This window comes from Luteibacter sp. CQ10 (assembly GCF_040900725.1).
Classification (GTDB): Bacteria; Pseudomonadota; Gammaproteobacteria; order Xanthomonadales; family Rhodanobacteraceae; genus Luteibacter.
Window position 1 is genome coordinate 1,021,687 of sequence record NZ_JAEUYM010000001.1, and the last position, 19,722, is coordinate 1,041,408.

At 66.6% G+C, this 19,722-nt stretch carries 8 protein-coding genes; all 8 read left to right on the forward strand.

Going from position 1 to position 19,722, the window contains the following annotated elements; genetic code table 11:
- Positions 1-28: 28 nt before the first annotated feature.
- The 8 genes from JNG39_RS04670 to JNG39_RS04705 all read left to right on the forward strand — a co-directional run bounded on the left by JNG39_RS04670 (position 29) and on the right by JNG39_RS04705 (position 19,593).
- Positions 29-1,813, forward strand: a complete 1,785-nt coding sequence (locus JNG39_RS04670) for a DUF2341 domain-containing protein (protein WP_368309988.1) — start codon at positions 29-31, stop codon at positions 1,811-1,813.
- A 10-nt stretch (positions 1,814-1,823) separates the two neighbouring features.
- Positions 1,824-2,231: an ExbD/TolR family protein gene (locus JNG39_RS04675; RefSeq protein WP_368309989.1), complete on the forward strand. Its 408-nt coding sequence runs from the start codon at positions 1,824-1,826 to the stop codon at positions 2,229-2,231.
- 4 nt (positions 2,232-2,235) lie between these two features.
- Positions 2,236-2,901 carry an energy transducer TonB gene (locus JNG39_RS04680; protein WP_368309991.1) on the forward strand — a complete coding sequence of 222 codons (666 nt, stop codon included), beginning with the start codon at positions 2,236-2,238 and terminating at the stop codon, positions 2,899-2,901.
- Positions 2,902-2,942: 41 nt separating this feature from the next.
- Entirely contained in the window at positions 2,943-4,649 is a 1,707-nt protein-coding gene (locus JNG39_RS04685; RefSeq protein ID WP_368309992.1) for a putative porin, read from the forward strand.
- A 9-nt stretch (positions 4,650-4,658) separates the two neighbouring features.
- A complete protein-coding gene (locus tag JNG39_RS04690) occupies positions 4,659-5,285 on the forward strand; it encodes a hypothetical protein (RefSeq protein ID WP_368309993.1) in 627 nt (208 codons plus the stop codon).
- 105 nt (positions 5,286-5,390) lie between these two features.
- Entirely contained in the window at positions 5,391-5,882 is a 492-nt protein-coding gene (locus tag JNG39_RS04695; protein ID WP_368309995.1) for a hypothetical protein, read from the forward strand.
- Positions 5,883-5,939: 57 nt separating this feature from the next.
- A complete protein-coding gene (locus JNG39_RS04700; RefSeq protein ID WP_368309996.1) occupies positions 5,940-18,011 on the forward strand; it encodes a filamentous haemagglutinin family protein in 12,072 nt (4,023 codons plus the stop codon).
- 211 nt (positions 18,012-18,222) lie between these two features.
- Complete coding sequence (locus JNG39_RS04705) at positions 18,223-19,593, forward strand: substrate-binding domain-containing protein (protein ID WP_368309998.1); 1,371 nt, start codon at positions 18,223-18,225, stop codon at positions 19,591-19,593.
- The last annotated feature ends 129 nt before the right edge of the window (positions 19,594-19,722 follow it).

Here is a 19,722-nt window from a genome sequence, read left to right on the forward strand (position 1 = left end):
GGACCACCGATATCCAGGGGTTAACACCGTGAAACGACTCTTGTTCCTGACCTGCTTGCTGCTCATCGGTGTCGTGCCGGTGGCGCATGCCGCCGACGCGTCCTGGTGGAACCAGGATTTCGCCTTCCGCAAGGCCATCACCCTCGATACCACCGCGAAGGGCGCGAACGTGAATGCGGCCGTAGGCCGTACGCCGGTGCTGATTCGCCTGCATTCGGGCAACTTCAGCTTCGACGGCGTGTCCGAAACCGGCGCCGACGTGCGCTTCGTCGCCTCGGACGACAAGACGCCGCTCAACTACCAGATCGAGAGCTTCGATCCCGTGCTGGGCGTCGCCCTGATCTGGGTGGACGTGCCGCGACTGGGTGCCGATGCGCAACAACAGATATGGATGTATTACGGCAACCCGAAGGCACAGGGCGGGGACACGGGGGCCGCGGTGTTCGATGCCGACTACGCCGCCGTCTACCACTTCGAGGATGCCGCCGGCACGCCGCCGCACGATGCGACGGCCTATGGCAATAACGCGGTGGGCAACGACATCGCCACCGTCGATGGCGTGATCGGCAAGGTCGCCCGCTTCGACGGCACCAAGGTCGTGAACCTGCCGGGCAGCGTCGCCATGAACGTCGCCGAGGGCGGCCCCTTCACCTTCAGCGCCTGGGTGAAGCTCGACGCACTTCCAGCAGGCTCTGCGATCGTCTATTCGCGCCGCCAGGCCGATGCGAAGTTCCTGGTCGGCTTCAACGGCGGCGTGCCCTTCGTACAGGTGGGTGGCGCGATCAGCGCCCCCGCGGAGCCGGTCGCCGCCGCTACATGGGTACACCTCGCGGTGACCGCGACGGCGACCGAAGTGCAGCTCTACGTCAACGGCCGTCCCTACGCCAAGCTCGAGAACACCCGGCTCCCCGCGCTGACCACCCAGGCCACGCTGGGCGGCGACGCGCCGGGCCAGGCCGATGCCTTCGTGCCGTTCCGGGGCCAGATCGACGAAGTACGCCTGTCGCGCATCGCCCGCCCGGCCGCCCTGGTCGCGCTCGACGCCCAGTCGCAGGGCGCCGAGTCGAAGCTGCTCGCCTACGGTACCGACGAGAAGCAATCGGGCGTGGGCTTCGGTTACTTCGGCATCATCGTCAAGTCGGTCACCATGGATGCCTGGGTGGTGATCGGCATCCTGCTGATCATGGCGGCGATCTCCTGGATCGTGATGTGGCAGCGCGCCTCGTACGTGAACCGGGTGAGCGACGCCAACGACGATTTCCTCGAGGCCTTCCGCCAGCAGGGCCGCAATATCCTCGCGCTGTCGAAGGACCCGACCGCCTCGCGCCTGACGGATTCGTCGCTCTACCGTCTCTATAAAGTGGGCGCCGCCGAGGTGTGGAGCCGTCGCGACGGCGACGGCCACGATCACATCGCGTCGGAGTCGATCGAAGCCATCCGCGCCACGATGGATGCCACCCTGGTGCGCGAGAACCAGAGCCTCGCCAAGTCGATGGTGATGCTGACCATCGCGATCTCCGGCGGCCCCTTCCTCGGCCTGCTCGGTACGGTGGTCGGCGTGATGATCACCTTCGCGGCCATCGCCGCCGCGGGCGACGTCAACGTCAACGCCATCGCCCCGGGCATCGCGGCCGCGTTGCTGGCCACCGTCGCCGGCCTGTTCGTCGCGATCCCCGCGCTGTTCGGCTACAACTACCTGCTGATCCGCAACAAGAACGTCACCGCGAACATGCAGGTGTTCGTCGATGAGTTCGTGACCCGCCTGGCGGAACAGCAGCGCGTCACCGCCCACCCGTCGGCCGTCGCGGCCTGAGGTCCGGATCATGCGCGCCCAGGACGACGACAAGCCGTACGACGACATCAACATCACGCCGATGCTCGACCTGGCGTACGTGTTGCTCGTGATCTTCATCATCATGACCACCGCGTCGGTGCAAGGCATCAAGGTCAACCTGCCCAAGGCATCGGCCGCGGTAAGCATGGCCAAGCCGCAGACCAAGGCCATCACCGTATCGGACACCGGACAGATCTTCCTCGATGCCTATCCGGTGACGTTGTCGGAACTGGAAAACCGCCTGCGCTCGCTGAAGGCGCTCAACCCGGATTTTCCGGTGGTGGTGAAGGGCGATTCGACGGTCCAGTACCAGAAGGTGATGGACATCCTCGACCTGCTGCGCCGCGTCGACCTGCCGCAGGTCGGCCTGGTGACCGGCAAGGCGCCGAAGGAATAAGCGCGTGAGGCCCAAACACTCCCGTCGCTGGCTCGGCAAGGCGATCGGCGTCGCGGTGCTCGTCGCGATCGCCGCGCTGGTCTGGAACCTCGCGACCCACCGCGTCGGCGTGCGCCGAGAGGCACCGCGCGTGGCGACGATCACGCCGTTGCCGCCGCCCCCGCCGCCGCCGAAGGAAAAGCCGCCGGAACCGAAGAAGAGCGAAGAGCCCAAGCCGGTCGACGAAAAGCCCATGGATCAGCCCCAGAAGCCGGTCGATGCGCCCAAGCCCACGAACGACGTGGCCAGGCAGGTCACGATGAACGCCGACGCCCAGGCGGGCGGCGACGCATTCAACATCGGCGCCGGTTCCGGTGGCGGCATGGTCGGCTCTGGCGGCGGCACCGGCACGGGCACGGGCAGCTACGGCCAGTACCTCGGTTATGCGATCCAGCAGGCGTTGCAGCGCGACGACCGCACCAGCCACCTGGTGTTCGACGTGCATGCCGATATCTGGCTCGACACCGACGGCAAGCTCAGCCGTGCCGAACTCACCGAATCCAGCGGCAATCCCCGAACCGACGAAGCCGTGCTCGACGTGCTGCGCGCGATGCCCCGCATCGACGTGACGCCGCCGCCGTCGCTCGGCTTCCCCGTGCGCGTCTCCATCCGTGGCAAGCGCCCCGCATGACGACCGCCATGACACATCTTTCGCATACCCGGAGAGCTTGCATGACCCTCGGAAAGGCCCGCCCTCGTCCCGCGCGCGCCCTGCTGGCCCTGACCATCGGCCTCGCGCTCTGCGCCGGCACGGCGAGCGCGCAGTCCGCGCCGTCGGACAACGCCACCATCAACCTCGTGCGCCTGCTGGTCAAACGCGGCGTGCTCACCCAGGCCGATGCCGACGGGCTCATCGCCCAGGCCAATGCCGAGGCGGCACAGGCCCGGAAATTGGCGGGCACCGCCAACGCCGCCCCGGCCAAGCCGGGTGAAGTGCGCGTTACCTACGTGCCCGAGGTGGTACGCAACCAGATCAAGGACGAGCTGCGCCAGGAAGTGGTGGCCCAGGCCAAGGAAGAGCACTGGGCCGAGCCGGGCAAATTGCCCGAGTGGCTCGACCGCATCCAGTGGACCGGCGACATGCGCTTCCGCGACGAATTCCACTACTACGACAAGGGCAACCTGCCGGCCATCAACTTCGCGCAGCTCAACCGCACGGGGCCGTACGACATCAGCGGCAACAACGTCAACCTGCCGCCGTTGCTCAACACGAACGAAAACCGGACCAACTCGCTGCGCATTCGCGCGCGCCTGGGCGTGAACGTCAATCTCGGCGACACGGTGACGGCGGGCATCCGCATCGGCACGGGCGACGACAACAACCCGGTTTCCACCACGCAGACGCTCGGCGGCGGCCTGGTGAAGAAAAACGTCTGGCTCGACCAGGCGTGGTTGGCATGGAAGCCGACCGACTGGGTGGAAGTCATCGGCGGCCGCATGCCGAACCCGTTCATGAGTACCGACCTCCTTTATGCCAACGAGCTGAATTTCGATGGCCTCGCCGGCAAGTTCAACGTGCCGGTGAACGACTCGGTGGGCACCTTCGCCACGGTCGGCATGTTCCCGATCGAATACCAGGCCGACGACTTTCCGTCGAACATCCCTACCAAGCAGGCCAGCCGCGACAAGTGGATGACCGGCGCCCAGGTCGGCGGAAGCTGGAAGTTCGACGAGGACATCGTCTGGAGACTGGCCTTGGCGTACTACCGGTTCGACCACATGCAGGGCAAGCTTTCTTCGCCGTGCTCGATCTACCTGGGCCAGACCCTCTGCGATACCGATGCCACGCGCTCGGCGTACATGCAGAAGGGCAATACGGTGTTCCTGCTCCGCGACATCGTGCCGGACCCGAACAATCCCACCAACTATGCGCAGCCGCAATTCGTGGGCCTGGTGTACGACTACCACGTGGCCAACGCGACCACCCAGCTCGACATGAAGGTGGCCGATACGCCGCTTCGCCTGGAAGGCGACTACGTCCGCAACATGGCCTATCACAGCCGTGACGTGTATTCGCCCGAACACCTGGGGCGGGTGGCGAACAATTTCGATGCGGGCGACGCCGCCACTGCGCCGTACAAGAGCGGACCGGTGGGCTGGATGTTCCGCGCCACGCTGGGTGACGTGAACCCCCATGCCTCCGGCGACTGGAACGTGATGCTGGCCTACAAGTACCTCCAGCCGGACGCCACGCTCGACGGTCTGGCCGATCCCGACTTCCACCTTGGGGGCACCAACGCCAAGGGTTTCATCCTCGGCGGCAGCTACGGCATCACGAAGTACGCGTGGCTGAGCGCGCGTTACTTCAACGCCCGGGAAGTGTTCGGTCCGCCGCTGTCGATCGACGTGTTCCAGCTCGAAATGAATGCCCGGTTCTAAGGAGGCGCCATGAAACGCACCGTCATCGTTCTCGCGCTGCTATCCATCGCCCCGGCCGCGCTCGCACAGACCGCCAGCCTCGAGAGCCGTCTGCGCGACCAGTTGCGCGATACCCGCCAGCAGTTGCAGGACCTGCAGTCGCAACAGGCGCAATGGGCGGCCGAAAAGGCGGCCCTGGAGAAGGATCGGGACGCGGCCAGGCAGGCGGCGGAAGCGGCGCAGGCGTCGGCGAGAAAAGCGTCCGGCCTATCCCCCGAGACGAGCCGGGCCCTGGCGGCGGAACGCCAACGCCGCGAAGCGGCGGAAGCCAGCCTGCAGCGCGACAGGTCGGATGCCGAATCGTCGGCGACGGCGTTGCGTACGGCGCAGGCCGAGCGGGACCGCCTCGCCAAGGCGCTGGACACCGCGAAAGGGCAGGTCGATGCCTGTACCGCGCGCAACGTGCGGATGTATCGGGTGGGCCAGGAGGTGATCGCCGCCTACGAAACCATCGACGCCGGCGATGTCTTCGCGTCGCGCCAGCCCTTCGCCGCCAAGGCGAGGGTGAAGCTGGAGAACGCGGCGCAGTCGTTCGGCGATCGACTCTATGAACAGCGTTTCGACCCCCGTTCGGGCCAGGCGTCCGCTTCGCCATGAGCGCGGATCTTTCAGCCCAGTGGTTGGGCGCAACGGACTGTAGAGGAAACCGCCTTGGACAGGGATGTCTTTGTCCGTCGTCAGCGTGGAGCAACGGGACCTGTCGTGTTTTCGGACCATGACATCGACTGCACGCCCGAAGGCCGCGCGCAGAAGCCGCGTCGGCCCCGGGCTCGCGCGGACACCGATGCGAAGGGGCGCGGCATGACCTGCCTGCATGCCTTGGCCGAGATGCTGCGGCAGTTGTACGCCGCGCGGCAGGGCAGGCAGGCCGACCTGTTGATGGACCGCTGCTCGAGGGCGGCACTGGAAACGCTGCTCGGCGAGTCCTCTGCCTTCCTCGGCTCGCGCGTGAATTACGCGGTGAGGGAACGACTGCGCTACCGCAAACCTGCACTGGATGAAACGGCGCTGCCCACGATCCGCGCGATCGCGAGCGTGCTCAACGCGTGGCTCCACGACGGACGCCGATCGGCGATTCGCGCGGTGTTGCGTGAACTGCGCGACGACGAGCTCAGGGAACTCGCTTCGCTCCCCGAATTGAACGATGAAGTGGCGACGATGACGGGTGACTTCGCGGGCGGGAACGCCCCGTGATCGCCGCCACACGACATAGCGGCGCGTGAAGCCGCATCCTGTTTTTCGAGGCCTGTCATGATCGCACCTATCCACGCTTCCGCTTCCCGCCGCTTCGACGCCGCCAGGTCGCGTCCCACGCTTCGTCGGCGCGCCATGTGCCAGTTCATCGCGCTGGCCCTCTTCGGCGGTGTCGCGCATGCGGGCACGCCACCGACATTCAGCCAGGCATGGATCGCCGGCAAGCAGGCCGGCGTCGCGCAGACGCCACCGGCACCGGGCACGGGGCAGGGCGGTAACGGCGGTAATGTCTTCACGCCCGCCAACGTGATGATGCAGCAGCGCGTGCAGCAGTCCATCGCCAACCTCAATGCCGCGGCTCAGGCGGTGGCTGCGCAGATGAGCGCGCAGAAGGCGGCACAGGCCTCCGCGCAGCAGCTGCCGTCGAACATACCCGACGGCCTGGGCGATGGCGGCCTCAAGGTCGCCGGAGGCGTGGGCGCCGATCCCTCGCTATGGCAGAACGCCAGTGCACCGACCCAGTCGGTGGCGGGTGGCCGTACCGACGTCGAGATCAAACAGACGGCGCCCAAGGCGATCCTGACCTGGGAGTCGTTCAACGTGGGGCGGCATACCACGGTGCATTTCGACCAGACGGCCGGTACGCAGAGCGACGGCGGCAACCAGTGGGTGGCGTTGAACCGCATCAACGATCCGTCGGGCGATCCGAGCCGCATACTCGGCCAGATAAAGGCCGAGGGCACCGTCTACCTGCTGAACCGCAACGGCATGGTGTTCGGTGGCGGGGCACAGGTGAATACGCACTCGCTGATCGCGAGTTCCCTCGATCTCTTCACCAACGACGTGTCAAAAAGCAACGCGTTCTTCCTGAAATACGGTATCGGAAGCACCACCGATCCCGAGCAGATCCTGGGCAACGGCGGAACCGTCACCGGGTTTCTCACCGATAACGGCGATTCGCGCAGCGCGGTCACCGCCCGAGGCGCCGTGACCGTTGAACAGGGTGCCTCCATCACCACGTCGAAGGATGGGTTCGCCTTGATCGCGGCGCCTTCCATCACGCAGGCCGGCCAGATCGTCGCCGACGACGGCCAGGCGATCATGGCGGCGGCACAGATCGTGGCGATGGCGCCGACTTCCACGGGTAGCCAGCTGAACGTGCAGGCGGTCAGGGGTGCCGGGACGACCGATGGGATCATCGAAAACACCGGCCTCGTCCAGGCTCGCCGCGGCAGGATCCAATGGCTGGGCGAAGGGATGCACCAGGACGGCGTACTCGTGTCGTCCACCAGCCTCAGCCATCCGGGCAGCATTGCCATGGATGCAGGCAGCAGCGGCAGCCTGAAACCGTCGGTCACGTTCGGCGGCGGCTCGGTCACGACGATCCTGCCTGAGAAGGACGGCGAAACCACCACCTCGACGCCGGAAGCCGACGCGGCCTTCGTGACCAGCCGGGTCGACGTGAACGTCTATGCCCGGTTGAACCCGGGCTCGTTGATGGAAGTGCCGGCGGGCAACGTGACGTTCGCCCACGATACGTACGTCGACGGCGGTGCCACGATCGACGTGTCCGGCCTGGCGAACGTCACGCTGCCCCTGTCCGCCCTGTTGGTGACCATCCCGCGTATCGGCCTCAACGAGTTGGCGAACTCGCCGTTGCTGCGCGACAGTTTCCTGTTCTCGGCCAAGGACGTGGTCATCGATAGCACCGTGTCGGGCACCCGGGCGGACGGACTGGATTGGGTCGGCAGCCCGATCCTCAACGCGGCGGGTTACGTGAACAACGTGCCGCGAACGGTCGACGAGCTGATGATACGGTCGGGCAACATCGCGTTCAGGAACGGCGCGATCATCCGGACCGGCGCGCAACTGCGCCTGGAGGGTGGCTTCCTCGATTATCTGCCCGGCTATATCTCCACGCCGCGGCTGCAGGCGGCCAACGGCCTGATATACGACATCGCTTCGGCGGATCCCGACGTCCCGTACGCCGGCTTCGCCGGTGTCTACAGCCAGGACCACGCGCGGTGGGGCGTCACCGAAACCTACGCGAGTCCGTTGCTCGCCAACATGAAACGCTGGGACCCCGGATTCATCCGCGGGGGCGACGCGGGCACGCTGTCGTTCGGCCAGGACGGCAACGTCGACCGGACGTTCGACCTGATCCTGGATGGCGATGTCAGCGCCCATGCTTATGCCGGGCGCGAGCAGGTGCGTGGAGGCACCGAACCGCTGGCCGGTTCCCTGGATATCGACGTCATCGATGTCGCATCGTTCAACACGTTCCAGGGCGTGAGCCGGGCCAACTCCGTCCACGTCGTGATCCAGTCCGAGAGGGTGCCGCTGGAGAGTTACAAGCCCGATTTCGACGCCGACGATCCCTTGCCGGAGCGGGGAGGTGACCCTTCCGATCCGGACAATCCCCTGTGGTGGCGTAGCCTGTCGACCGCGATGATCGACAACGCGGGCTTCCGCAAGGTTCGCGTATCCACGGCGGGAACGGTGCTGGTGAAGGACGGCGCGGATCTCCACGTCGCCGATGGCGGCGAGGTCGATATCACGGCGACCTCGGTGGAAGTGGACGGCACCATTACCTCGCATGGTGGTGCCATCAACCTCTCGGCACGCGCGAGCAACGCGAACCAGCAGGAATCCGTTCCGTCCTTCCTGTCGGTGGGCGAAAACGGTCGGCTGGACGCCAGCGGTCTGTGGGTGAACGACGCTGGACGCGCGGCCGACGCGCTGCAGGGAGACCATTGGATCGACGGCGGTAGCGTGTCGCTTACCGGCCTGACGAGCCGGGGTAGCGAATCGGTCGACATCACGCCGGACATCACCCTGGCGCCGGGCTCGATCATCGACGTATCGGGTGGCGGTTACGTCGGGGCGGATGGATCGCTGTCGATGGACGGCAACCTGCCGCGGGGACGTGGCGGCGACGTGGCCATCCAGACCCATGTCGACGGCCCGATCCTGTCGTATCGAAGCGCGGGCATGCCCGACGATCTCCTGGGCGGGCGAATCGACCTCGGCGGGACGCTGATCGCCGAAGGATTCGACGGTGGCGGCACGCTCACCTTGCACGCACCGCGGATCCAGATCGGTGGCACGGCCGAGGCGACTCCCGACGTGGCGCTGCTCTATCTCGATCCGTCGATGTTCTCCTCACTGGGTTTCGCCAGGTACAACCTCATCGCCGACACCGACGCCACGGTCGCACCGGGTGCGCAAGTCGTCGTGAAGCCGCGGGCGATGCTCGCGGACCTCTCGGCCTTGCGCGGCGTGGGCAGTCGCGAACACCTGCTTGGCACGGAAGGGACGGGGGATGCGGCGACGACAGGCTACGTGGACGCGTACTTCCGCTACGTGCACCGAGGCGCCGACGACGGCCTGTCCTTACAGGCGGGCACGTACCTGGACTGGATCGGCCAGGGACTGAAGGGCGTCACCGGCAGCGTGACCGTCGGCGACGGTGCCCGCATCGGCGTGGATGCGGGCGACACGATCGCCCTGACGGGAAGCGGCAACGTGGTCGTCGACGGTGCCCTCGTCGCGCCCGGCGGCAAGATAGCCCTGCATAACCTCGATGCGTTGGCCCGATTCAATCTTCCGGTCAACAGCAGCGTCTGGCTGGGTGCCCACAGCGAACTGGATGCCGGCGGGATATCCCTGCGCAATCCCGCGGCGGGCGCGATTCCCCGCAGCGGAACCGCCGATGTCCCGGCACGCAACGGCACCGTGCTGGACGGTGGCACCGTCGAACTCTATTCCCGGCAGGATGTCGTCGCGGAGCGCGGGGCACGGGTGGCGTTGTCCGGTGCGAGCGACACCTACGACCTTCCCGCCGATGCGGATGGCCACGCCGTGGCCGACACGTCGCTGGTGGCGACACCGGTGTGGAGCGACGCGGGCTCGCTGGACATCCAGTCCGGCACGGGACTCTACTTCGACGGGAGCATCGATGCGCACGGCGGTGCGGCCCAGGCCCGTGGCGGAAGCCTGGCGATTTCGTCCCAGGTGGATCCGTTGCGACCGGTTCGCGACGGGGAATTGATCCTCGCCCAGAGCGGGTGGCGCTTGCCGCAGGACAGCGATCCCTTCGCCGTCGACAGCCTCGACGAGCGCGATGGCGGCGACCTGCGTTTCGCGGTCGATCGTCTCGCCGGCTCCGGCATCGACGACCTTTATCTGGGCCAGGCGCTTCCCGGTAGCGATGCGCCCGAAGCTGGCTACCGCAACCTGCTCGTGACCTTCGCCGGTGACGTGTCGATCGACACGGCGAGAAGCATCCAGCTACGTACGACGGGATTGGCCTCGATCGACGCCGGTTCGCGCACGTCGTCGGCCGACGGCACGGCGTCGCAAGGGGGTGCGGTCCGCCTTGAGGCACCTTACGTCGCGCTGTTGGGTGCGCCGGCCGATACGCGGCCTGGGGCGACGGCAGGCCAGGCCATGCTCGAGGTCGATGCCGACTTCATCGATATCGGCGGCCGACTCAACCTGCTCGGGTTCGAGCAGGCCTCGTTCGACTCGCGAGGCGACGTGCGCTTCACGTTGCCCACGGACGATCCCGGCGTGAACCAGACGGGCTGGCTGAACGGCGCGGGCGACCTGGCGTTCACCGCCAGCCGCCTGTACCCGATGACGCATTACGCCTTCCTCATCAACGCGGCCGGTCCGTCGTCCGACACCACGGTCACGTTCCACCAGGCCGATAGGCACGACGCCTCCACGCCCCTGTCCGCCGGCGGCACGTTGGCAGTGGTGGCCGATCATATCGATCAGGAAGGCACGCTCTGGGTGCCGTCGGGGTCCATCGTTCTCGGTACCGACGATCCGGAGGCGACGAGAACGTCGCTGGGCCTGGATGCCTCGATGCCGCTCGCCACCACCAAGGAGGTCCATCTCGCGCCGGGGAGCCTGACCTCGGTGTCGCTGGCCGGCGCGGTATTGCCTTACGGCACGACGCAGGACGGCAAGGACTGGCACTACGAGAACCAGGACGGACAACGGCAGCCGCTCGTCGATCGTCCGCCCGAGAAGTCGGTGTCGATCGTGGGCGATGCCGTGGCCGTCGACGCGGGAGCCACCGTCGACCTTTCCGGCAGCGGCGACCTCCAGGCCGTGGAATGGATTCCGGGAACGGGAGGCACCCGCGACGTGCTGGCGCAGACCTATACGGACTATTCGACATCGCAGCAGGGTGAGCCGACATCCCTGTATGCGGACGGCAGGCCGGTCTACGCGATCCTGCCGGGCTACGACGCTCCGGTGTCCGCCCACGACGTGGCCCTGGAACTCGGTGCGGGAGCCGGTCCGCAGATAGGGCAGGCGGTGTACCTGGCCGGCCTGCCGGGGCTGCCCGACGGTGTTTATACGTTGCTTCCGGCGCGTTACGCCACGCTTCCGGGCGCGTACCGCGTGGTACAGAACACGGCGGTGAGCGATCCGGTCATGGGCACGTCCGTCACGGCCCCGGATGGAAGCCACATCGTCAGCGGTTATTTCACCGACACCCTGACCGGCGCGCGCGATGCGCGGAACCGCTCCTTCATCGTGCAGTCGGCCCCGACATGGAATCAGTACTCGGAGTATTCGCTGACGTCCGCGGCGACCTTCTTCACGGCCAAGGCCGGCAAGGACGGCAGCACCACGCCCCGACTCGGTGCGGACGCCGGCCGGCTCACCATCGCCGCCACGGCGGCGCTGTCGCTCGGCGCGACGCTCGACGCGGCGCCGGCGAAGGGCGGGCGCGCTTCGCAGGTGGACATCTCGGGTGACGCGATCCAGGTCACGGGCGGCGATGCGTCCGGGCTCGACGGATACCTGCATGTATCGGCGGACGAACTGTCGTCGCTGGGCGCCGGCAGCCTGCTTATCGGCGGCAAGCGTGGGAGCACCGACGAGGGCGACCGGATCGACGTGCTGGCCAGCGACGTCGTGCTTTCCAACGACGCGTCCCATCCGCTCCAGGGCAGCGAAATCATCCTCGTCGCGAACGGCGATGGCGGGGTGACGCTGGGGGACGGCAGTGTCGTCAAGGCGACCATGGCGGACGATGCGCCTTCGGCGCCCTTGCTCATCGGGCGCAAGCCCGGCGACGCGTCGGCCGGCGTGGGCGGCGATGGTGCGCTGTTGCGCGTCTCCGGCCAGGCCGCGACGCCGATCGTCCGCGCCGACGTGACCGGTCTGGACGGCCCCGCCGGCACGCCGGGTGGGCATCTCTGGATCGGATCGGGAGCGCGGATCGAATCCTCCGGGGGAATCACGCTCGACGCGACCGGAACGACCTCGCTATCGGCGGACGCCGTGTTCGATGCGCACGCCATCGACGTCACCGCCGGTCGCATCGGCCTGACCGCCACGGACCCGTCGCTGCAGGATCAGGCGGGTAGCCTCCTGATCGGTCCCCGTATCCTCGCGCAGCTTTCCCATAGCGACGAAACGACCTTGCGTGGGCGCCAGGGAATCGACTTCATCGGCGATGTCGCGCTTTCGGCGTCGAACGCCATCACCCTCAGCGCACCCACGATCGGCAGCGAGGGAGGGCACGCCACGCTCTCCGCCGACTCGTTGACGATCTCGAACGACACCGGGGCCACGCGCTCCACCGCCCAGTCGGGCGATGGCGTGCTGCAGATCGACGCAAGACAGGTGCACCTGGGGTCGGGAGACAGCACGTTCTCGGGCTTCTCCGGTTTCTCGGCCCATGCCTCCGATGGCGTCTATGCCTCGGGCGTCGGCTCGATCGACCTGGGGACGGCCGCGATCGACATCGCCACGCCTCGCATCGTGGCCGAATCCGGATCCGATAACGCGCTCGACACGACGGGCGCGATGCATCTGCTCACCGACGGCGGCACGGCGGCACCGTCCGCGGACGTCGCCGGCAAGATCGCCCTGCAAGGCGGATCGATCGACGTCTCCACTGCGCTCATGGCCCCCGGGGGCAGGATTGCGTTGCATGCGACGCGGGGCGACGTTCGCCTCGACGGGGGAGCGAACGTCGACGTCGGCGGTGCATCGTTGCCCTTCCATGACGTGAACGTGTCCGTGCCGGGCGGCACGATCGCATTGGAGGCCGATGCGGGAAGCGTCATCGCTTCGGCGGGATCGGTGCTCGATGTCAGCGGCTCGATGGGCGGCGGCAGGGCCGGCACGCTGGACGTGCTTGCGCAACACGGCAACGTCACGTTGGACGGCACGCTCATCGGCCGCGCCGCGGAAGGTTACCTGGGTGGGGTGCTCTCGGTGGATGCGATGGGAGCCGTCGACCTGGGCTCCGTCGCGGCACTCGCCGGAGACGGCGGCCTGAACGGATCGGTGTCCATCCACACCGGTACGGGCGATCTCGCCCTGGCGGAAGGGCAGACCTTGCGTTCGCACCTGGTGCGCCTCACGGCGGATGGCGGCGACGTCGATATCGCGGGCGATATCGACGCGTCCGGTACGTTCGGCGGCAAGATCACGCTGTTCGGCGCCACGGGCGTCGACATCGACGGTGGACTGAACACCCGCGCGTCCGATCCGAACCACGACGGCGGCGATATCGCCATCGGAACGAGCGGCATCGGCGATGGCCGTGTCGTGGCGTCCTACGGTTATCAGGAAGTCCGGCGAGCCGACGCCGGACACATCCGCATCGGAAGCGGCGCGCGCATCCGGCAGGACGGAACCGCCGCCGACGGAAAGCTGTACCTGCGCGCACCGTTGCTCGTCGACGGCGACGTGCCCGTGGATATCGCCGCCGGCACCGACCTGTCGCATTCGCGCGAACCGTCGCTCGAAGCGTATGCGGTGTGGGATACGCGCGATGCGTCGAGCGATTCCGCGAAGCATTTCGACGGCCTGGTCGATGCCGCGGGATGGTTTACGTCCGATCCGGTGACGGGCCGGCCCGTGCTCGTGGCGGGCACGTTCAAGGACGACGCAGGTAACGCCGTCGCCGGGCCGGACCCGGCGGACCCGGCACAGGTCGCCGACTATCTCGCCCGATATCGTTTCACGCCGGACGGCCTCGATCAGGCGCACGCGTCGTTCTACGGTTACGCCGCCGGCGATGCGGGTAACGGTCCCGGCACGTTGATGGGCTACATCGAGCATCCGGGTTTCGCGTTCGAATCCCGCCTGCATGGCGTGGCACCCACGCTCGACGTGCAGCCGGGCATCGAACTGCGCAACGGCGATCCCGGCACGAACGGCGGCGATATCACCGTGCTCACTCCCTGGAACCTGGGCGCGGGAACGCGGGATGCCGAGGGGGCACTCCATCTCGCCTATCGTTACGGCGACCAGGCTCCGGTTCTTAGCCTTCGGGCGGAAGGCAACCTGGATATCCGGGCGAGCATCACCGACGGTTTCTATCAGGACGCCAGCGCGGGCGGCGTGGGAGGTCTTCCGCCGCTGGCGAGCTTGATCGAGGCGCAGGCGAGTTTCCAGGCGGCGATGGATGCGGGTGGGAATATCGCGCCGGAACTCTTCAGCGAGCCGGTCGTCCTCACTGGCGGTGATCCGCTCGCCGTTGCCGAGTACTACGGGCAGTACGTCATGTATGGTGATTATCTGGCTGAGGTCATTCCTGAGATTAGCAACAACATCAATCCGGTAACGCCCGCCAACGTGATCGCCTTCGGCCTGGGATTTTCGCTTGTCGAGCACGTGGACGGTGCGCCGGTGCCTCTGACGAAACCCACCACATTGGCCGACTATCCGGCGTACTTGGCCGCATATAAGCCATACTTGATCGAGTCGGCGTCCCTGACGGACTTTGCAGATACACTTTTTGTGCCCGATATCTTCGAGGCGCTGATCGCACCGCCCGCGTCACTGGATATTATCCCTGCGACGCCCGCGCCCATCGACAACAGTCCGTCGCCGCGTGCGGTGACGAACAACCCTCTGCCGATCCTGAGCGCCAACGTGTCCGGTGGACGTAGCGCCTCGTATCGCCTCGTCGCCGGTGCGGACGTGACCTCGTCGGATCCCACGGCGACCGTAAACGGTGCGGCCGGTTCCGTCCTGCTCGGTGGCCATACGGACTACGCCGACCCCGACAGCCGTCGCGTGCTCGCGGCGCCCACGGTGATCCGCACCGGCACCGGTGACATCGACATCGTGGCGGCGGCGGATGTCCGCTGGTCGGACGATCGCGCGCCCGCCGCCGTCTACACGGCGGGTGCGCCAGCGGCGGGAACGACGGCCGACGGTACGGCCTCGATCCTCAAGCCCTCCGAGGTCGACGGCTTGAGCGCGTCGGCGGCGACCGAGCTGGTGGTGACCGGCGCCGTCAACCCGGACGGTGCCGGCCATCTCGACGTATCCGCCGGTCGCGACATCGTGGGACGGCAGGACATGCTCGACACGACGGGCGACCTGACGGGCACGCCGGGTACGCCCACGGCGCAGTACTGGTGGCAGTGGATGCAGACGAACAACAGCGAAACGCGTTCGTCCATCGACTTTGGCGCGTTCGACCAGGGATTGATGAGCGCGGGCGGCGACGTCAGCGTGCAGGCCGGTGGCGATATCCGTCAGTTGTCCGTGTCGCTGCCGACCACCTGGGCGATCTCCACCGACGCCAGCGGCGCGCGGAACCTCCAGACCTACGGTGGCGGCGACCTCGACGTAAAGGCCGGTGGCGACATCCTCAGCGGCAGCTACTTCGTGGCCCGCGGCCAGGGCCATGTCCAGGCCGGCGGCCGGATCGGAAGCGATTTTTCGGTGAGCTACACGACGCCGTCCGGCCAACCCGCGACGATGCCCGTATCCACCCTGATCGCCATGCAGGACAGTCAGTTCTCCATCGAAGCGGGGGAATCGGTGTCACTGGGCGGGATATTCGATCCGTCGTGGCTGGATTCCCGTGGCGTATCGGAATTGCTTCCCGCGCACCACGCGGACGGCCAGGGGTATTCGGCGAATTCGCGCATCGACGTGAGCGCGCTATCCGGCGACTTGACCTACGGCGACCTCACGGCGCCCATCGCCCTGTTCGCCCCGGGGCTCGTCCCCAGTTCGGGAAACGCCGCCACCGATACGGCGGGCGACATCCTTCCGGCCACGGTCCACTTCGTCGCCGCGCAGGGCGATCTGTCCCTGCTGACCAGCGGCGAGCTGTTTCCCTCGGACCACGGCAATCTCAGCCTCCTCGCCCAGGGCAACGTCACGTTCGACATCGCCGGCCGAGGGCAGGCCACGCGGCGTTCATGGGGCATCATCGATGCCCCGCTGGGTTCCATGGCGTCGCCGCTGAGCCTGTCGCCGTTGATCGACGATTCCAACGGCGTGGCGACACAGGCACGCATCGGCGGCTATCTGTTCGGCAACGCGACGTCGGTCGATCCCGCGTTCCAGGCGTATTTCCACGCGGCCGAGCCGTGGCATGCCGACGATACCGACCCGGTGCGCGTCTATGCGTTGCAAGGGGACATCACCAACGGCACGGGCGGCGGCGTCGCGGCGGGATACCTCATGCCCAACAAGGCCGCTCGCATCGAAGCGGGGCGCGACATCGTCGACCTCGCCTACGTCGGTCAGCAGATCCGGGGTTCGGACATGTCCGTGATCAAGGCCGGGCGCGACATCGTCGACACGCCCCTCGGTGCGCTCGTGGCGGCCGACCAGCCGAACAACGTTCTGCCCCTGATCGTCCAGGCGGGGCCGGGCTATCTCTCCGTGCAAGCGGGCCGCGACCTGGGCCGATTGGCGTCGCAGACCGACTTCTACGGCAACCAGGGACAGATCCCTTTCAGCGTGCTTCTCGCGCCGGCCGGCGCGGGTGTCTACACGGGTATCGATACGGTCGGAAATATCTTCAATCCGCATCTTTCGGGGCAGGGCGCATCCATCGTGGCGTCGTACGGCGTGGCACCGGGCATCGACAGCGCCGCGTTCATCGCGCGCTACATCGACCCGGCGGCCCGGAAACCCGCGGGCCTCGACGACGGTTCGACGGGCCTGGTGACCTTCGTCGAAAACTACGACGCCGGCCTCGGGGTGGATACCGGACTGCTCGCCGATCGTCACGTACCGGACTACACCGTCGACGAGGCATGGACGCGATTCCAGTCGTTGCCCGACGAGGCGAAGGCCGTGTTCGTCCAGCAAACGCTGTTCCGCGTGCTGTCCCAGGTGGGCCAGGACTATGGCGACGCGAGCAGCCCGTTCGCGGGGCAGTACCTGCGCGGTTACGACGCGTTGAACACCCTGTTTCCCGCGTCGCTCGGGTATACCGCCAATGGGCTCGACGGCGGCAGCAACGGCGCCCGGCAGCTCGTGCACACGGGCGATCTCGATATCCGCGGCAGCACGATCCAGACCCAGAGAGGCGGCGACGTCTCCGTCCTCGCTCCGGGAGGCGAGGCCTTGTTGGGCAGCAGTTCGGCGCCACCGGTCATCGTCGATCCGCGGGGCAACATGCTTGCCGGGCCGAATACGCAGGGCATCCTGACGCTGCAGCGAGGCAACGTATCGATGTTCGGCGACGGCAGCACGCTGCTGGCGCAGAGCCGCATCTTCACCGAGCAGGGCGGTGACGTGACGATCTGGAGTTCCAACGGCGACATCAATGCGGGCAAGGGGGCCAAGACCAGCAGCGAGATACCGCCCGTGCGCTATCTTTGCACGATCGATGCCTGGTGCCTGCAGGATGCGGCGGGACAGGTGTCCGGCGCGGGTATCGCGACGTTGCAGACGGTCGCCGGCGCACCGGAAGGCTCGGTGTACCTGATGGCGCCTCGCGGTACCGTGGACGCCGGCGATGCGGGCATTCGCGTCTCCGGCAACCTCGTGGTGGCGGCAGCGCACGTCGCCAACGCGGACAACGTGCAGGTCAAGGGTGAATCGGTCGGCCTGCCCGTGGTGCAATCGGTCAACGTCGGCGCGCTCAATGCCGCCAGCTCGGCGGCGAGCGCGGCGACGAAAGCCGCCGAGGACGTCGCGCGCCAGCAGCAGAGCGACGCACGCGACCGCATGCCGTCGATCATCTCCGTACAGGTGCTGGGCGGCGATCCGAACGCGAGCATCGATGGAGCTGGGCGGAACACGAGTTACAGCGTGAACGGTCCCGTACAAGTGGTGCGCCGCAAAGCGGTTGACGCACTGACATCCGAAGAACGCTCGCACATGAGGTAGCCGATCGTCAGAAATAAGAGTACGCCGATGTAGTTCGCAATGTCGGCGTGCCCTTGTGCGAAAAGGTTGCTTGGCAATGCTGCACCAGATGGTTTGCGGCTGTCATCGTCATGGCATCTTCGGCGAAACGTTTGTGTCGTCACGATGAAAATACGCCGTCGCACGATCCCTAAGTCTCCAGTTTGGAGGCTATTGAATAAGGAATCGTTCGATGTGCAAATGCCATGCTATTCGCGCCAAGCTCGTTGCTGGTGCCGTCCTGCTGAGCCTCGGCCTGTCGGCCATCGGTGCCGCGATGGCCACCAACGTGTACGGCGGCGGCGCCACGCTGCCGGCCGGTGGCTACGTGGGTTGGAGCTTCGTATCTTCTAGGCCGGTAAGATTTTTCTCGAGCAACGTGTCCTCGACGTCTTCCGGTGCCGCGACGGTCGCTACCGATTCGCTGATCGGTCATTGGGCCTCCACCACCGGCAACAGCGTGTCGTATTGCCAGACCGGCAGCGGCAACGGCAAGAAGATCTTCGACCACTTCGACGGCTCCGTGGTGCTCATCGGTGCCACCGGTGCGTGCACGGGCACCACGAGCGGCTTCGGCGCCGCGTCGGGCGCTCCGGTCGACCCGCACTTCGCCGGCAGCGACGCGCCGATGTCGCAGCAGGAATTCAACTGGTTTACCAGCGGCGGCAAGAACACCGCCAACACCCAGCCGGTGCAGTTCCCGGCCATCGTGGGCTCAGTCGCCATCGCCTACAACAACCCGGATGCCAGCAGCCTGAACCTGACCGATGCCGCCGTGTGCCGCATCTTCGCCGGCCAGGTGACGAACTGGAACCAGCTTACCGCCGCCGACCGCAACCTGCCGTCGGGTTCCGCCGCGCTGCCGTCGCGTGCCCTCAAGCTCGCCTTCCGTAGCGACGGCAGCGGCACGACGTTCTCGCTCGCCAACCACCTCAGCACCGTGTGCGGCAGCGCCGTCACCACCGGCCACTTCGTGACCGACCAGTCGTTCGCCGTGGTCGCCGCCGCGTTTACGCAGCCGACCGGTTCGATCGGCGCTAGTGGCGATACTGGGGTGGTGTTGGCGATTGACGAGAGCCTGGGTGCGATTGGCTACGCCGAAGCGGGCAACCTGAAGAACACGTCGGGCCTGACCGCCACGAAGGTTGCGCAGGTGAATGGCTTCGACCCGTACGCCGATTTGCCTGCGATCATTCCCTTTATCACCTCCGTAATGCAAGATCACGTAATCTCAGGTGTGAGAGCAGACGGGGCACCGATTGTCACCTCTCTCACCGGAGGAAGCCCCACAGCAGGGGGCTGCATGCTGATTGTTGATCCAGCGCTTTATGCAAATCCTTCGTCTACTTACCCAATCCTCGCAGTTTCGTATTTAATGGCCAACAACACTGGCAACGGCGCGGATGCCAGTGCCATGCAAAGCCTATTCTCGTCGCTTTACGGCTCTAGTCCGCATCCTGGCGTTAATACTGTAGGGTCAGGCGTGGACGGAAAGGGAACGGGCTATGCATTTATCAACGCACCCGTCGCGGCGAACAGGGTAACTAGCTGCATCCGAGCGTGAACACAATACGCGTTTATCCTATTGAAGCCAGAGGAATGGAGCACCGATTTGGATTCTCATTTTGCGCCGACATGACTTGTCATGTCGGCATCATCTTTCATGTCATCGCCGCATCACCCGGGGTTAACG

Coding starts and splice junctions, on each gene's coding strand:
- JNG39_RS04675 (WP_368309989.1), top strand. CDS start 1,824: ATGCGCGCCCAGGACGACGACAAGCCGTACGACGACATCAACATCACG.
- JNG39_RS04705 (WP_368309998.1), top strand. CDS start 18,223: ATGTGCAAATGCCATGCTATTCGCGCCAAGCTCGTTGCTGGTGCCGTC.
- JNG39_RS04690 (WP_368309993.1), top strand. CDS start 4,659: ATGAAACGCACCGTCATCGTTCTCGCGCTGCTATCCATCGCCCCGGCC.
- JNG39_RS04700 (WP_368309996.1), top strand. CDS start 5,940: ATGATCGCACCTATCCACGCTTCCGCTTCCCGCCGCTTCGACGCCGCC.
- JNG39_RS04685 (WP_368309992.1), top strand. CDS start 2,943: ATGACCCTCGGAAAGGCCCGCCCTCGTCCCGCGCGCGCCCTGCTGGCC.